12 protein-coding genes are annotated in these 15273 nt (G+C 65.9%); 4 read left to right on the top strand and 8 right to left on the bottom strand.

The window, feature by feature from the left end; translation table 11 throughout:
* Window positions 1-37: 37 nt before the first annotated feature.
* The 5 genes from E0H73_RS39670 to E0H73_RS39650 all read right to left on the bottom strand — a co-directional run bounded on the left by E0H73_RS39670 (window position 38) and on the right by E0H73_RS39650 (window position 7548).
* Window positions 38-1216, bottom strand: coding sequence for a ComEC/Rec2 family competence protein (locus tag E0H73_RS39670; RefSeq protein ID WP_131365446.1), 1179 nt, complete (start codon window positions 1214-1216; stop codon window positions 38-40).
* Window positions 1209-2753 (bottom strand): gluzincin family metallopeptidase, encoded by a 1545-nt coding sequence (locus E0H73_RS39665; protein ID WP_131365444.1) that lies wholly within the window; start codon window positions 2751-2753, stop codon window positions 1209-1211. Before E0H73_RS39665 ends, E0H73_RS39670 begins: the two co-directional genes overlap by 8 nt.
* 468 nt (window positions 2754-3221) lie before the next feature.
* Complete coding sequence (locus E0H73_RS39660; RefSeq protein WP_131365442.1) at window positions 3222-3785, bottom strand: hypothetical protein; 564 nt, start codon at window positions 3783-3785, stop codon at window positions 3222-3224.
* A 567-nt stretch (window positions 3786-4352) separates the two neighbouring features.
* Window positions 4353-6479 carry a Xaa-Pro dipeptidyl-peptidase gene (locus tag E0H73_RS39655; RefSeq protein WP_165556008.1) on the bottom strand — a complete coding sequence of 709 codons (2127 nt, stop codon included), beginning with the start codon at window positions 6477-6479 and terminating at the stop codon, window positions 4353-4355.
* Window positions 6480-6612: 133 nt separating this feature from the next.
* Complete coding sequence (locus tag E0H73_RS39650; protein ID WP_131365438.1) at window positions 6613-7548, bottom strand: LysR family transcriptional regulator; 936 nt, start codon at window positions 7546-7548, stop codon at window positions 6613-6615.
* An 83-nt stretch (window positions 7549-7631) separates the two neighbouring features.
* Here E0H73_RS39650 and E0H73_RS39645 point away from each other — a divergent pair, with 83 nt between their 5' ends.
* The 3 genes from E0H73_RS39645 to E0H73_RS39635 are packed head-to-tail and all read left to right on the top strand — an operon-like array spanning window position 7632 to window position 10995.
* A complete protein-coding gene (locus E0H73_RS39645) occupies window positions 7632-8333 on the top strand; it encodes a succinate dehydrogenase cytochrome b subunit (protein WP_238164569.1) in 702 nt (233 codons plus the stop codon).
* A gap of 2 nt (window positions 8334-8335) precedes the next feature.
* Complete coding sequence (locus E0H73_RS39640; RefSeq protein WP_131365434.1) at window positions 8336-10264, top strand: fumarate reductase/succinate dehydrogenase flavoprotein subunit; 1929 nt, start codon at window positions 8336-8338, stop codon at window positions 10262-10264.
* Entirely contained in the window at window positions 10261-10995 is a 735-nt protein-coding gene (locus E0H73_RS39635; protein WP_131365432.1) for a succinate dehydrogenase/fumarate reductase iron-sulfur subunit, read from the top strand. The genes E0H73_RS39640 and E0H73_RS39635 overlap by 4 nt, the downstream gene beginning before the upstream one ends.
* A gap of 17 nt (window positions 10996-11012) precedes the next feature.
* On the opposite strand, the gene nadB is transcribed toward E0H73_RS39635, so the two are convergent.
* Window positions 11013-12524 carry an L-aspartate oxidase gene (gene nadB, locus E0H73_RS39630; protein WP_131365430.1) on the bottom strand — a complete coding sequence of 504 codons (1512 nt, stop codon included), beginning with the start codon at window positions 12522-12524 and terminating at the stop codon, window positions 11013-11015.
* Complete coding sequence (gene nadA, locus E0H73_RS39625) at window positions 12521-13501, bottom strand: quinolinate synthase NadA (protein ID WP_131365428.1); 981 nt, start codon at window positions 13499-13501, stop codon at window positions 12521-12523. The genes nadB and nadA overlap by 4 nt, the downstream gene beginning before the upstream one ends.
* 68 nt (window positions 13502-13569) lie before the next feature.
* Between nadA and E0H73_RS39620 the strand changes: the two genes are divergently transcribed.
* Complete coding sequence (locus E0H73_RS39620; RefSeq protein WP_131365426.1) at window positions 13570-14274, top strand: NUDIX hydrolase; 705 nt, start codon at window positions 13570-13572, stop codon at window positions 14272-14274.
* Between the two features lie 25 nt (window positions 14275-14299).
* Here the strand turns inward: E0H73_RS39620 and E0H73_RS39615 are convergent, their stop codons facing one another.
* Window positions 14300-15259 carry an ArsR/SmtB family transcription factor gene (locus E0H73_RS39615; RefSeq protein WP_131365424.1) on the bottom strand — a complete coding sequence of 320 codons (960 nt, stop codon included), beginning with the start codon at window positions 15257-15259 and terminating at the stop codon, window positions 14300-14302.
* Between the last annotated feature and the right edge of the window lie 14 nt (window positions 15260-15273).

Genomic DNA, 15273 nt, shown 5'->3' with positions numbered 1-15273 from the left:
CGCTGGACCTTCGGCTTCCCGGCGCCTGAGCGTCGCATCAGCTTGCGACTCGGCGGAACCTGACCTCGATATGCGACCCGCGAGCCACCTCGCGGGTGTCATGGAGCGTGGCTCTGTCCCTGTAGAGCTTGAGGGTGTCTTCGTCGGGGATGCTCGGCCAGTCGTGGTCGTGCGTGGAGACGATGGCGTGCCGTTCGCGTCCATCGTCATCTGCCGTCGGCAGTACGTCCTCGATGTGATCGTCGAGCGTGCCGTTGTGGCTGCCGTGATGAGAGATCTTGACGAGGTGCACCGGTTGCAGAACCCCCAGGTCGTGCATCTGTTGCCAGGACCTCAACTCGGCGTCGCCGGTGAACAGCAGTCGCCAGCCGCTCCACTCGATCTGCAGTACGACGCTGGTGTTGTTGTTCGCTTTGTCAATCTCTCTGATGTTCTGGCGTAGGCCGTCCCGGCGTGCCCGCACGAGGTCGAAGTAGGCGCCCGGGTCGACGCCTGGTGGTGGGTCCGGCAAGCCCTCGACTGCTGGGCCGGGTGGTCCGTCGTCCGCGGCTGTGGCTGCGAACGACGGACCGCGTCGTACGCGGCCGTAGTACGAGGAGGTGTCCTCCTCCGGTGCCAGGATGCGGATGCGGGTCTCCTTGAATGGATGTTTTCGCGCTGTGTCTGTGGTCCGGTCCACGTAGTGGGTCCGAGCCTTCGGCGCCAGCTGCCGCAGGTGGTCGATGTAGTCGGCGGTCTTGACGGCAAGTCCCCGGTCGAGGGTCAACGAGTTGTTCTTGACCATCATCGCGAGCCAGATGTCGCTGTCGGCTTGCTTGAGGTTCCGTGGATCCCCGATCACCTCGAGGAGGCTGCGTCGCTTCTTCTCGGCATCCGGATGGTTCTCGTAGTACTGCGGATGGGCAGAGCCGGTGAGCCACGCGTACTTCGCTGTCAGCTTGACGCCGGCATTGGCGGCGGCGAGCAGACCTTGGACGTGATCGAGATGCTCGTGGGTCATCACGTAGAGGTCGACGACACCGCCTGTGCGGTCGACGATGTCCCGCACGACGTCAACGAAGACATCGTCCGCGTTCGCCTCGCCGACGAGTAGATTGCCGACGTCGATGAGGAGATGCCGGGTGGTTTCGCGCCCGCTGACCGAGCGTTCCGGAATGGATACGAGGACGGCGTCCCCGAAGCCGACGTTGTACGCGCGTACTACGAGGTCATCCATCGTCGTGCCCCTCGTGACGAGTCTTGAGTGCGACCTCGCTGGCCACGAGGGCGAGGCACCGTCCGTCATCCCATCGCAGGCTGACCGTGGCCCCCGCCGGCATCGGCCGTTTCGAACCACCGACGTTCCAGGCGACTTTGAGGATGAGTTCACGTTGCGTTGGCCTCTTGCCGTTCGCGATCGGCCCGGTGACCTTGGTGCTGTCCACTCGAGGCAGCACCGTGAACGATGCGTCGGGCGGGATCCCCAGCAGCTCGCGGTGCGTCTCGACGTACCCGTAGGCTGCCCAGTCGCTGTCCTTCAGCTCGTCGAGTCTGTCGGTGGCCACGTCGAGCTCGGGCGGGCGAGTGGTGTCGAGGTCCTTCACGCCCCGGACGACCAGCCGGGTGACGAAGCGCTCTGCGAGCCTCTCCCGCTCGGCGGCGCCGGTCTTCCCGTCGGCATATGCGGCTACGTCGGCGGCGATGATCGCCCGGCCCACGTCGGCGAATGTGAGTTCACCAGGCGGGAGGTAATCGATGCCACGAAGCAGAAGTCTACGAAACATGATGTGTGCTGTCCCGAGGGCCTTGTTCGCTGCCCGGTCGCGGACTCTCTTGGTGCCGGTTTTGTCTGACTTGTTCAGTTCGGTGGTGTAGCGCGTGGCGAAGATCGAGCGGAGTGTGTCGTAGAAGATCCCGGACAGCAGGGTGCTGAGTTCATGCGGTCCGGTGCCGGCGAGATCTGGCAGGGTCGCGCTGTTTGCCAGGTCTCTGAGCGCTGTACGCGCGATGCCGCCAGGCCCCGGGGTAGACCGGCCGAACTCCTCGGCGATGCTGCTGAAGGCGTTGGATCCGTCCAGGGAGTTGTCGGATCGCTTCAGAACATCAGTGCGCAGGGTGCCACTGTCCAAGGCCATCAGTACGGCGATCTGGTCTGCAACGGCTTCGTGGATCGCGAGCGACTGGGGAGTCGAGCTGTCGTAGAGGGAAGGTACGACGGCATCGAGCAAGGCATGCCCGCACTCGTGCGCGACGATGTCGCGACTCAGGGCCAGATAGATCGTCTTGTTGGCGGCGGACAGGAAAAAGAAGAACTGGAGGCTCCGGGTCGCGCGTTCGTAGTAGGAGTTCTCCCATTCGCCTGCCCGCGGAACAATCAGCAGCTGGTCGCTGCCGAACGCCCACGACACCTGGCGCCCCAAGGCTTCAGGCCCTTCGAACATCCTGATTGTCTGGAAGACGATCCCGAACGCGTTGACGGCGATCGTCGAGGCCGACGTCGGATCACCGTCATACGGGAATGCGCCGAGCGTTGACCCCGGTTTCGACGGGACGAAGCGCGCGGCCGCGGGCAGCGGCAAGCCTGTCTTCGGGTCGAAGTCGACCACTGCGACCCGGCGGCAAGCGGGCCCGTCAACGAAGCGATCGTTGTGGAACTCGGCTATGCGTAGAACTTTGTTCTCGCTGCCGAGTTCGATGCCGTGACCGGTCGCGTCGTCGAGGCTCACCGCGCCGTCCTGGATGAGAAGCTGGACCTTGGCCAGCGGATCAGCCATGACCGCTCACCCCGATCGCAAGTGTCAGTCGGCCAGTGCCTGCAACCATCGTCATCGGCGACGCAAGGTCGATCCATGGTCGCCGCCGCATCGCTGTCCTCGGCCGGTGCCGTGCGGCAGCCGCGTTTCCCCATGGCAGACTGACAACACCCCGACGTGTGCTCACCCCGTGCCCCCTTGCATCCCTTGCTTGAACTGTGCGCGCTTCGTCTCGCGATGGCAAGACCATTGCCAAGAATGCCGCTGTTGCCCGATCATTCGGTTGTAATTGGTCAATCGATTCTTTGGCATCACCACGCGAAGGCCGACCCTGAGAGGATTTGGCAAGGAGTGTGGAGTATTGGTCGATGGGAGTCGTGGTCTGGCCGACTTGATTGAGGTATCAGGGCAGACTATGGCTCCTCGTCTTCTGGCTCTGCTTCCAGTGGACCCGCGGAGCGATCTTGACTATGCCACGTGTGTAGCCAGTCAGACAGCGGCTTGTACCGGTGTGGCTTGTTCCGGAGCTTCGACAGCTGTCGCGTATGTCTCCGTTGGTAGCGTCGAGGGACTTGGCTCCCTGGTCTCCGACTTTGGCTCGCGGGCAAGCAGACCCTTGCCGAGAGCCCCGATCGTGGCGAGGAACGCCAAGTTCAACGCCGTCTCCCATTCGAACGTGAAGACGTTGAAGACGCCGGCGCCGAATGACGCCGCCAGTGAGGCGAGGAACGTCTTCAGCAGGCGCACGACTGTATCCGGCCAGAAACCGAGGTTTGTCATCCGATCCTTGCCCAAGTACTGCAAGATTGTGAGGACGAGAGACGATACCGCTGCGCCGATTGCGAGCGTCCCTGCGTACTTCCACGGAAGATCAGTGACAGCGACCGCGGTACCACCCGCGAGTAACGTCGCGAAGAACAGCTGCCCGGCTGACCAGCCTGCCCTTTCCAGGAAATCGAGCGCGATTGCGCGGCTCCTTGATTCGCTCATTTCCGGCCCCCTAGAAACAAGAATAGATAGGCAGAGGATCACCGCGCCGGTCTCCAGGAGCAATCCCGTCACCCTGCGAGAGCGGAATCGTGAACACACCGTGACCAAACTCGCGATCCGTCTTGAGGATATGACCGCCGGAGAGACGGTCCGCGGTACCTCTCGCCGGCCGTCGCCGACCTCTTGGGACATCCGACGACCTACATCGACGCCGACGCGCGGAGGTCCTCCGAGACGAGGTTGGCTTGACTGCCTGCCGTACACGCACTGAGTGGATGGACCGCGCGCCCGCCTACGTCACCCAAGCCGTCTGACCTTCCCACCACGAAAGGAACTGGCTGCCCGAGTTCCCCAGTAGCGTGGCCGCAGTGCATCCGGTGATCACCGAATCAGACGTCCAACAAGTCGTGTCGATGACCGCCGAGTTGAGGAAGCTCGATCAGCGGTTCCGCGGGGTGCTGGATTCGTCGGAAGATGCCCTAGACGGGAACTGTGCAAGCCATACGTGGCTGCTCGTGTGTCGCGGGCGATGCCAACCAAGGCGTTCGCGGAATCGAAACAGCATGGACGGCCGCCTCCGCGGGTGCGGAGGCGGCCGTTCAGGTTGCTTATGGCAAGGTCTGGGCGGGTTCAGCCGATGGCGCCTCGTAGCTTCGAAGAGCCGCCGACTACTGGGATGGTGAGTGAGCTGTTGCGTAGGTCGAGGGTCAGTTGGGTGCCGGCGGCCGGGCGGACTGTGAAGTCGCGGTCGCTGGAGACGACCATCAGTGCGAGTCGGTTCCCGGCCGGTACGACGGTGTCCTTCGGCTGCAGGTCGAAGTCGATCTTGTACATCCGGCCCGGCCTGACCGGGTTGTCGGCGTGATCGGTGGTGCGGTTGGCGGGATCGATCCAGCCGCGGGTGAGAATCGTGCCGTTGCCGGTCGGTGGGTAGCTGACCAGCGCGGCGGTCAGGTTCGCCTTCGACTTGCTGAAGGCCATCTCCAGCGAGACGGTCGGCGTACCGCTGATCCGGACGGCCTGCTGGAGCGCCGGGGTCTGGTAGACCAGGCGCACGTTCGACGAGGCCGTGTTCGCCGAGGTGAGCGCCGCGATCGACGCATCATCGGTCAGCGTCTCCGTCACGCCCTTCTGGCCCTGTGGAGTGAGAGTCAGTCCGCCGCGCGCCGGGGCCCCGGGGGTGGGGTGCAGTTCGACGTCGCTCGAGGCGGGATCAGGCCATTCGGCGTACGGGGTCGGGTTGGCATTGCCGCAGACGAGGTTGACCACTGTGCCGTTGGCGACCTTCTGGCCGGCCGCCGTGGCCACCGCTGACACCAGCACCAGGTGCGTGGAGTCCGGGATGTCCGTGATCATCCGCGTCGTGTTCGAGATCGTGCCGTCGGCGTTCGTCTGCGGGACCGTCAGCACGAAGCCGATCCGGAACGGGCTGGTGTCCGCCACAGTCAGCGTCGCGGTGTTCGACTGGTCACCGGTCGCCGTCGACTGGCGCGGCGGGCAGGACGCTGCTTCACGGACGACCCATGAACGCGGCAGCGACTCGACGCCGTTCTGTACGCCGTACAGGTAGCGGGTGAACCAGTAGTTGATCAGTACGTCGGGCGGCGCGCCACCGTGGCCGCCCTGGTGGAAGTAGAACATGTGCGGCACATCGCGCTTCTTGAGCGCCGCGAGGAACTGCGCCGCGTTCTTGGTCATCACGTTGAAGTCGTTGTTGCCATGGGCAATCAGAGCGGCAGCGTGGACGTTGTCGACGTCCTTCATGTAGTTGCGCTCCTGCCAGAACCCGCTGCGGTTGCCGGTGGCCCGATCGATGTGCGCCTCGAGGTAGTCGATCTCGGGCCGGCAGATCGTCCGTGGCCCGGTCTCGTCCAGGCGTGAGTAGACGACGTCCGCGAGTACGTCGAGGTCCTCGCCCTGGAATGCGTTGTTGTTACCGGTCGGGTTGGACGAGGAGTGTGGCGCCCGCACCATGCCGTTGGCGCGGTAGTAGTCGTACCAGTCCGAGATGGCCGAGATCGGCACGATGGCCTCGAGCCCCTCGACACCGGTGGTCGCCACGGCCTCCGGGATCGTCCCGTTGTACGACGTACCCATCATGCCGACCTTGCCGGTCGTCCAGTCCGCGGTCACCGCAGTGTCGCCGGTCTGTGTCGTGTACGCCGGCGCCCGGCCGTTGAGCCAGTCGATCACAGCCTTGGCGGCCAGCGTCTCGTTCGTGCCGCCCGAGGTCGGGCAGCCGTCGGAGTGACCGGTCCCCGGTGACTCCGCGTGCACGACGGCAAAGCCGCGCGGCACCCAGGTCGACTCGTAGATGGTGCTGATCGTGGGACTGGTGTTGCGTGGCGTCCACAGCGGTGTCGCCGGCCGCGTCGCCGGCGGTGAACCGAGCTCGTGGTCGACGCCCCAGTTGAAGTAGTCGTTCGCCGTACCCGCGTAGTACGGGCTGTCCTCGAAGATGACCGGTACCTTCAGACCGGTCGTGCGTACCTCGCCGGGCGCGGTGAAGTCGGCGTGGATCCGGTCGAGCTTGCCGTCGTTGTCGCTGTCGAAGGGTGCCTGGACCCAGACCTCACCGCTGTACCAGTCGGCGGCGTTCGTCGAGAAGACGGCCTGGGAGAGGCCGTTCACGAACGTCGGGACCGCAGGCGTCGGTGCGGTCGTGAGAGTGCGGGCTGCCAGTGCCGACGCGGGGCTCGCTGCCACCGCCGCGGCCAGAGCGGCTGCCCCCGCCGCCGCCAGAAGTCGATTTCTCATCGGTCTCGTCTCCTTGCGCGTTCCCCCGAGGGTCAAAACCCTCAGCATCATCCGGCGGTTGGCTCCGGACTTCAACAGTCTGGGACCGATTGCCTACACACGGTCCACACGCTCGACGAGCGCCGACGCCATGTCACGCCGGCTCGGGGCGCTTGACCAAGGGGCGGGTTCCGCGGGGGAGGAGGGCGGCGTTGGCCAGGTGGTTGGTGATCGTGTTGTGGAGGGCTAGGACGGCCTTGGAGGGTTTGATTTCTTCGCGGTACGTGAGGCGAACCACTCGGCTGAGGCCTGGAGCTTCGAAGCGGGTGACGCGGAACCTGTCCTTCGCGACGGTGCTCGGCACGACCGCGATTCCCATGCCGGCGTCCACACACTCGAGGACGGCGTCCATCTCGCCGCCCTCGATGGCGAAGGAGGGTTCGAAACCCTCGGCGCGGCAGGCGTCGACCGTGGCGTCGCGGAGGTCGTAGCCGCCTCGGAACATCACCAGTGGGCGGCCTTCGAGGTCGAGGATCTTCATCCTGGCTCGTCGTACCGGCGCCGGTCGGTTCTTTGCGGAGATCACGACGAGTTCCTCGACGAACAGTGGTTGCGTGGCGAGTCGGCCATGGTCTCGCAGCCGGGAGTCGACGATCATCGCGAGATCGAGCAGACCTTCCGACACGTCGTTCTGCAGATCCCGTGAGCCACTCTCGCGCAGTGTGAGATCGATCCCAGGATAGGCAGTTCGAAACCCGGCGAGCATTGTGGGCAACAGCCCGGTGCACAGGCTGGGGGTGGCGCCCAGGCGCACGCGGCCGCGATGCAACTCGTCGAGTTCCCGCACGGACCGGTACGCCGTTTCTGTGTCAGCCAGGATGCGCCGGGCAATCGGCAGCAGGGTCTCGCCTGCCTCGGTCAGGGACAGATTCCCCCGGATCCGGTGGAAGAGTTCGGCCCCGACATCTCGCTCGAGTGCGCGCACCTGCTGCGACACCGAGGGCTGCGCGATGCGCAGGAGTTCGGCGGCATGGGTGAAATGCCGCGTGTCGGCGACAGCCACGAAATAGGCGAGTTGGTGGAGCTGCATCCGCCTATCATAGGCATCGGCTATGACGGCCAGATCGAAACTGTCTTTGCCCTCTGATCGCCGGCGGTCCTACCGTCGGACGCGTGTCAAGGGATCTCGCTGTTCAGCCGCGAACGCGTACGTCGATCACCCGGTTCTGGGCCTCGACGATCGGGAAGAAGGCGGTGATGGCGGTGACCGGCCTGCTGCTGGTCGCCTACCTGTTCGCGCACATGCTGGGCAACCTGAAAGTCTTCCTCGGCGCCGGCGCCATGAACGACTACGCGGCCTGGCTGCGCGAGTTCGGCGAGCCTGTACTTCCCTTCGGCGTGTTCTTGTGGATCACGCGCGTCGTACTGATGGTCGCAGTGGTGCTGCACATCGTCTCCGCCGCACAGCTGACTCTGAGAGATCGCCGCGCACGACCGATCCGGTACCGACACGGTCGCAGCCGGAGCGCACGAGGCTTTGCGCCCAGCACGATGCGCTGGGGCGGCGCGACGCTGGCCGTCTTCGTCGTCTGGCACCTGCTCGACCTGACCGTCGGTGTCGCCAACCGGGATTACGTCCAGGGTGAGCCGTACCACAACGTCGTCGCCGACTTCAGTGTCTGGTGGGTCAATGTCATCTACTTCGTGGCACTTGTGATGCTCGGGCTCCATCTCGATCATGGCCTCACGAGCGCGGCGCGCACGCTCGGCTTGGCCGGCCGCCGGATCAGAATCCTCGGTACGACGGTGGCCGTCATGATCACCGTCGGCTTCATGACCGTCCCGATCGGCGTGATGACCGGATTGGTGGGCTGAGGATGATGGAGCATCTCGTCGGGTCTCCGATCTCCGACACGAAGGCGCCGGACGTAGCGCTCGAGCGACGCTGGGACGAACGACGCTTCACGGCGAAGCTGGTGAACCCGGCCAACCGTCGCAAACACCGGATCATCGTGGTCGGTACCGGTCTCGCCGGTGCCTCGGCCGGCGCGACCTTGGCCGAGCAGGGGTACGACGTGGTGCAGTTCTGCTTCCAGGACTCGCCGCGCCGTGCTCACTCGGTCGCTGCGCAAGGCGGCATCAATGCGGCGAAGAACTATCGCAACGACGGCGACTCGGTTGACCGGCTGTTCTACGACACCGTCAAGGGCGGCGACTTCCGGTCACGAGAAAGCAATGTGTACAGGCTCGCGGAGATCTCAGCGCAGATCATCGACCAAGCCGTCGCACAAGGTGTGCCCTTCGCACGTGAGTACGGCGGTCTGCTGGACACGCGCTCGTTCGGCGGCGTGCAGGTGCAGCGCACCTTCTACGCCCGTGGTCAGACGGGACAACAGTTGCTGCTCGGCGCGTACCAAGCGCTCTCCCGGCAGATCGATGCCGGCCGGGTGGAGCTGCATGCGCGGACGGAGATGCTGGATCTGATCGTCGTCGGCGGCCGTGCCCGGGGAATCATCGCCCGGAACCTGGTGACCGGCCGGATCACGACTCATCTCGCCGACGGCGTCGTCCTGGCAACCGGTGGCTACGGCAACGTCTTCTACCTGTCCACCAACGCGAAGGGCTCGAATGCGAGTGCGATCTGGCGGGCACACCGCCGCGGCGCCTACTTCGCGAACCCCTGCTTCACCCAGATCCATCCCACCTGCATTCCTCGCTCCGGCGATCATCAGTCCAAGTTGACGCTGATGAGCGAGTCGTTGCGCAACGACGGGCGGATCTGGGTGCCGAAGGTTCAGGGTGACACGAGGCGGCCGGACCAGATCCCGATGGAGGAGCGGGACTACTACCTGGAACGGATGTATCCGAGTTTCGGAAACCTCGTGCCGCGCGACATCGCGTCACGGGCCGCGAAGAATCGCTGTGATGCCGGGTTCGGCGTAGGACCGGGCGGAATGGGTGTGTATCTGGACTTCGGCGACGCGATCGAAGAGCTCGGTCGGCCGGCCATCGAGGACCGTTACGGCAACCTGTTCGACATGTACCAGCGGATCACCGCCGAGGACCCGTACCAGGTCCCGATGCGCATCTACCCGGCGATCCACTACACGATGGGTGGCCTGTGGGTCGACTACGACCTGCAGAGTACGGTTCCCGGGCTGTTCGTGATCGGCGAGGCGAACTTCTCCGATCACGGAGCCAACCGGCTGGGTGCATCGGCACTGATGCAAGGCCTCGCCGACGGCTACTTCGTCGTACCGACGACGATCAACGACTACATCGGCAGCAACACCTTCGAGGCGGTTGTCTCGACCCATCCCGCGGTCACCCAGGCAGAGCACGACGTCCGGGCTCGGCTGGATCGGCTGCTCTCGATCGACGGGACGCGCACTGTCGACTCGTTCCATCGCGAACTGGGCCTTCTCCTGTGGGACAACTGCGGCATGTCTCGCAACGAGAGCGGTCTCCGCGCGGCGTTGGAACGCGTACCTGAGCTCCGCGCGGAGTTCTGGCGTTCGGTGCGCGTCCCGGGCGAGGGAACGGAGCTCAACCAGGAGCTGGAGAAGGCCAATCGGGTCGCCGACTTCCTGGAACTGGCCGAACTCATGCTGCTGGATGCGTTGCTGCGCGAGGAATCGTGTGGCGGGCACTTCCGGGAGGAGCATCAGACCGCTGCCGGCGAAGCGCTGCGAGACGATACGCGCTTCAGTCATGTCGCGGCCTGGGAACACGGCGACCGCCCCGTGCTGCATCGGGAAGAGCTGACCTTCGACCATGTTCGTCCCACCCAACGGAGTTACACGTGAAGCTCACCGTGCGCATCTGGCGCCAGTCCGGCCCCGACGAGCAAGGACGGATGGTCTCGTACGGCGTGCAGGACATCCGCCCGGAGATGTCGTTCCTGGAGATGCTCGACGTACTCAATCAGGACCTGATCGTCAACGGTCAGGATCCGGTGGCCTTCGACCACGACTGCCGCGAGGGCATCTGTGGTGCCTGCGGCGTGGTCATCAACGGCAGGGCGCACGGCCCGGAGCAGACGACGACCTGTCAGCTGCACATGCGGGCGTTTCGCGACGGCGACGTGATCGACGTCGAGCCGTGGCGGGCCAAGGGCTTCCCCGTGGTGAAGGACCTGGTCGTGGATCGGTCCGCGCTGGACCGGATCATCCAGGCCGGCGGCTACATCACCGCGCCGACCGGCAGTGCTCCGGAAGCGCACGCGACGCCGGTGCCGAAGCGGGACGCCGAGGTTGCCTTCGACAACGCGACCTGCATCGGCTGCGGTGCGTGCGTCGCCGCCTGTCCCAACGGGTCGGCGATGTTGTTCACGTCGGCGAAGGTCGCGCACCTGAACGTGTTGCCGCAGGGTCAGCCCGAGCGGGAGCAGCGGGTGCTCGGCCTGGTGGCCGCGATGGATGACGAAGGGTTCGGTGGGTGCACGAACACTGGCGAATGTGTGCAGGCGTGCCCGAAGGGGATCCCGTTCGCCAGTATCGCCAGACTGAATCGCGAGTTCCTGCGCGCGTCGCGATAACGCCGTACTAGATCTGCTCAGAGCCGGGCTGACTGGTGAAGGTGGCGGACTGCCGGGCGACCTTCTTCGTCGAGACGTACGACGACGTGCTGGTTCCATCGCTCGTCGCGTTGGGGATAGTCCGAGCGCCAGTGACATCCGCGGCTGTCCTCTCGCGTGATCGCTGCCGCGATGACGGCTCGCGCCGTCGTCGCCAGCGGTCCGTCGCCGAGTGTCTCGAGCTCGTCCGCGGCCATTTGCAGACCCGCGCCGTCGCGCCGGATGCCCGCGTGCTCGGTCAGGATGGCGCGAATCCTCTCCGGTTCGCGATCCTCGGCCAGCGTCAGTGAACTCGAGCGGCTCATCGTCGCCGGCGGAAGGTCGAGGGTCAGTGCGGTGGCAACGCGTCGCCCGAAGACCATTCCTTCGAGCAGGCTGTTGGATGCGAGGCGGTTGGCGCCGTGGACGCCGCTCGCGGCGACCTCGCCGACGGCGTACAGGCCCGGTACGTCGGTTGCGCCGTCCCGGTTGGTTCGAACTCCACCGCACAGGAAGTGCTCGGCAGGGGCGACCGGTATCTGCTCGGACCGCATGTCGACGCCGATCTGTGCGCAGGACGCCAGGACGGTCGGGAATCGTCGGCGAATGGTGTCTTCCGGGATCGATCTGGCATCCAGCCAGACGTGGTCGCAACCATCGCGGCGCATCGTCGCTTCGATCGCCCGGGCGACGACGTCCCTGGGGGCGAGGTCGGCGCGCGGATGGACGTCGGCCATGATCCTTCGGCCACGGAGGTCACGCAGTACGGCGCCTTCACCTCGGACGGCCTCAGTGACCAAGGGCATCTGACCGCTGCTGTTGCCGGTGAACAGCGCGGTCGGGTGGAACTGCACGAACTCCATGTCGACCAGGGACGCACCTGCGTTGAGGGCCAGGGCGATGCCGTCGCCGCGGACGGTCGCCGGATTGGTGCTTGCCAAGTAGGCATTGCCGATACCGCCTGTGGCCAGCACGACAGCGCGACTGTCGACCTGGCTGACACCGGCATCGTCCTCCACGAGCACGCCGACTATGTGCCCGGAATCCGACTTGATCAGGCCGACGGCCCGTCCTGTCACTGTTCGAACGTCGCTGAGTCGCAGCGCGTCGCGAAGGGTTCGATGAACCTCGGCGCCACTGGCATCACCGCCCGCGTGCACGACCCTGGGACGGTCATGACCACCCTCGAGGGTTCTCGACAACGAGCCGTCGGGGTCGCGGTCGAAACGAGCGCCCAGCGCGATCAGTTCGGCAAGGCGTTGTGGTCCCTCCTCGACCAGTGCGCGGAGGTTGCGAGGATCGCAGAATCCAGCGCCCGCGACGTCAGTGTCGTGGGCGTGATCGAGCGGATCGTCGTCGCCGTACGCGGCAGCGACGCCGCCCTGGGCCCACGGTGTGCTCCCGGAGCCGGCGCTGAGGAGGAGTACGTCGCGGGTGGCCGCCAATCCCAACGCGGTCGACAGGCCGGCCACACCGTCGCCGATGACAACGACATCGACGGATCTTCTCACCGGGTACCCCCTGGTCTGCCGATCGCGATCATCCGCTCGACCGACTGCCGCGCACGCTCGGCCACGTCGAGCGGTATTTCGATCTCGTCACGACCCTCGCGCAGACACCGCACCAGCAGTTCGGGGGTGATCATCTTCATGAACCGGCACGAGGCCTTCGGGTTCACCGGCAGGAACGTCGTCTGCTGGTTGACCTTGCGCAGTTGGTGGAGCATGCCGATCTCCGTCGCGACGAGCGCGGTCTTCGCGGTCATGCCGCGAGCGGTGGCGAGCATGCCGGAGGTGGAGACGATATGGGTTCGATCGGCCGGAAGGTCACCTACGCCGGCCAGCCAGATCGCCGACGAGGCGCAACCGCACTCGGGGTGCACCAGGACCTCCGCCGTCGGATCGGCCGCCACCTGAGCGCGCAGATCGGCCGCGCTGATCCCGGCGTGGACGTGGCACTCACCCATCCACACGTGCACGTTGTCCCGGCCCGTCTGCCGTCGTACGTGGGCGCCGAGGAACTGGTCGGGCAGGAACAGGACCGGCTGGTCGGCCGGAATCGAGTTCACCACGTCGACCGCGTTGGACGAGGTGCAACAAACGTCGGCCTCCGCCTTCACCGCGGCACTGGTGTTGACATAGGCAACCACCGCAGCGCCGGGATGCTGGGCCTTCCAGCTCCGCAGTTGATCGGCGTCGATGGTGTCGGCCAGGGAACAACCGGCCTGAGCGGTAGGGATCAGCACGGTCTTGTCCGGGCTGAGCAGCTTCGCAGTCTCGGCCATGAAGTGGACGCCGCAGAAGACGATGGTCGACGCATCGGTGCTGGCGGCGATCCGCGAGAGCTCGAGCGAGTCCCCGACATGATCAGCCACGTCCTGGATGGCCGGGTCCTGATAGTTGTGGGCGAGCACCACCGCGTCGCGTTCGCGGGCGAGGCGGTGGACCTCTGCCTGCCAGGTTGTTCTCGCGCTGTGCGCAACGGGCATCACGAGCTCCTTCGTCAGGGGTTTTCGCCTGAAAGGCGATAACTAGGGACGACGGTACCATCGGCGACATGCCTGTCGCCAAGAAGAGTGATGCGGTTAACGTTCCCAGCTACCCGCACGAGGTGCTGGCCGTCGTACTGTCGGTTCGCGACGACAATCTGTGCGTGTTGCTGTGGAAGCGTGGGCAGAGCCCGTTCCGGCATCGGTGGGCGTTGCCCGGGGGCGGCGTCCAGCCCACGGAGAGGCTCAGAGAGGCGATCACCGGTCATCTCGCGGCGAAGGTCGACGTCCGTGATGTCGCCCATCTGGAGCAGTTGGCCACCCACAGTGCGATCGATCGCGATCCACGGGCGCGGGTCCTCGCGACTGCCTACCTCGGGCTGGTCCCCTCCGACGTACAACCGAATCTGCCGGCGGACACGACGTGGCACCGGGTGGACGAGTTGCCGCGTACGGCGTTCGACCACCACTTCTTCATCGACGCGGCGGTGGGGCGGTTACGCGCGAAGCTCTCGTACACGAACATCGGCTTCGCCCTGGCCCCACCTGAGTTCACCATTGCGGAACTGCGCGACCTGTTCAGCGCGGCGCTGGGCTACGAGCTCGGCGCGACGAACCTGACCCGAGTCCTGACCCGACGGCACGTGATCGATCCGACCGACCGTGTTGCCCGGCCCGGCCAGTCCGGCGGCCGCCCGGCCACGGTCTACAAGTTCGTAGCCCGCGAACTGACCGTGACAGACCCTTTCGCCGTACTACGGCCGCCCCGATGACCTTGCCTCCCACTGGTAGCTGCGGTTACGTCCCGCGGATGAGGCGGTCGCCGAGGTCTGAGCGGCGGTAGAGGACTGAGCGGCCGTGGCGGGCCGAGATGAGGAGGCCGGAAGCGCGCAGTGCGCGGAGATGTTGGTTGACCGCGGTCGGTGTGACGTCCAGGCGGACAGCGAGCTCGGTCGACGACGTCGGTGTCTCGAGGAGTCCGAGCAGCCGGGCTCGGACGCGGCCGATCAGGCCGACCAGCGCGGTTGCCGGCGTACTCGTCTCGGTCTGCCAGAGCGTTCCGAGCCCGCGTGCCGGATAGATGAGGTACGGCGGCTCGTCGGGGGAGATCGGCACCGCCCCGCGTCGGCTGAAGAGCGAGGGAATGAGCGTCAGTCCGCGGCCGGCGGTCGAGGCCCGATAGGAGAGTTCGCTGCGCAGACGTACCCGGAGGACGGTGCCGTCGAGCCGGACATAAGGGTCGACGCCGGCGAACATCGCCGCGAGACCGGCGTTCGCCATGACTCGGCCGCGGTACACAACGTCGGCCTCGAGGACTGTCCGCATCCGCGCCCAGTGCGGCTCGAAACAGGCCTCCCAGTAGTCCCGCAGCGCCGCCAGCACCCGGCCGAGTACGGCGGCCGGCCGCCCCTGAAGCGCCGACGGCAGCGTGCCCGGATGGACCTCCGCCAGGTCTGCGCGTACGACGCTCGCCGGGGTGCCCGTCAGAGCCGAGAACTCGTCGTCGATCCTGCCCAGCGGACTGTAGGGCCGCGGGGTGAGGAAGTCCGGCGTCCAGAGCGACTCGTTCGTCAGGGCGCGGAGCAGCTCCAGGTCGAGCCCGGTACGCGCCGATTCGGTGGCCCGCAGCCAGGGCAGTTGCAAGGGGAACCGGCCGGGGTCGCGCAGGGTTCGTAGGGACAGGACCAACTCGTGCAGCGGTGAGATCGCGAACCGCACCTCGCCGAGATCGTTGCCCGCGAGCTCATACTCGATCATGAAGCAATACGCTA

The organism is Kribbella pittospori, assembly GCF_004331465.1.
Lineage (GTDB): Bacteria > Actinomycetota > Actinomycetes > Propionibacteriales > Kribbellaceae > Kribbella > Kribbella pittospori.
Note: the sequence above shows the minus strand (reverse complement) of the source record. Positions and strands in the feature narration are given on the sequence as shown.

Excerpts from the sequence above, each read along its gene's own strand:
- E0H73_RS39670 (WP_131365446.1), bottom strand. The coding sequence starts at position 1,216 with ATGGATGACCTCGTAGTACGCGCGTACAACGTCGGCTTCGGGGACGCC.
- E0H73_RS39665 (WP_131365444.1), bottom strand. The coding sequence starts at position 2,753 with ATGGCTGATCCGCTGGCCAAGGTCCAGCTTCTCATCCAGGACGGCGCG.
- E0H73_RS39655 (WP_165556008.1), bottom strand. The coding sequence starts at position 6,479 with ATGAGAAATCGACTTCTGGCGGCGGCGGGGGCAGCCGCTCTGGCCGCG.
- E0H73_RS39650 (WP_131365438.1), bottom strand. The coding sequence starts at position 7,548 with ATGCAGCTCCACCAACTCGCCTATTTCGTGGCTGTCGCCGACACGCGG.
- E0H73_RS39640 (WP_131365434.1), top strand. The coding sequence starts at position 8,336 with ATGATGGAGCATCTCGTCGGGTCTCCGATCTCCGACACGAAGGCGCCG.
- nadA (WP_131365428.1), bottom strand. The coding sequence starts at position 13,501 with ATGCCCGTTGCGCACAGCGCGAGAACAACCTGGCAGGCAGAGGTCCAC.
- E0H73_RS39620 (WP_131365426.1), top strand. The coding sequence starts at position 13,570 with ATGCCTGTCGCCAAGAAGAGTGATGCGGTTAACGTTCCCAGCTACCCG.
- E0H73_RS39615 (WP_131365424.1), bottom strand. The coding sequence starts at position 15,259 with ATGATCGAGTATGAGCTCGCGGGCAACGATCTCGGCGAGGTGCGGTTC.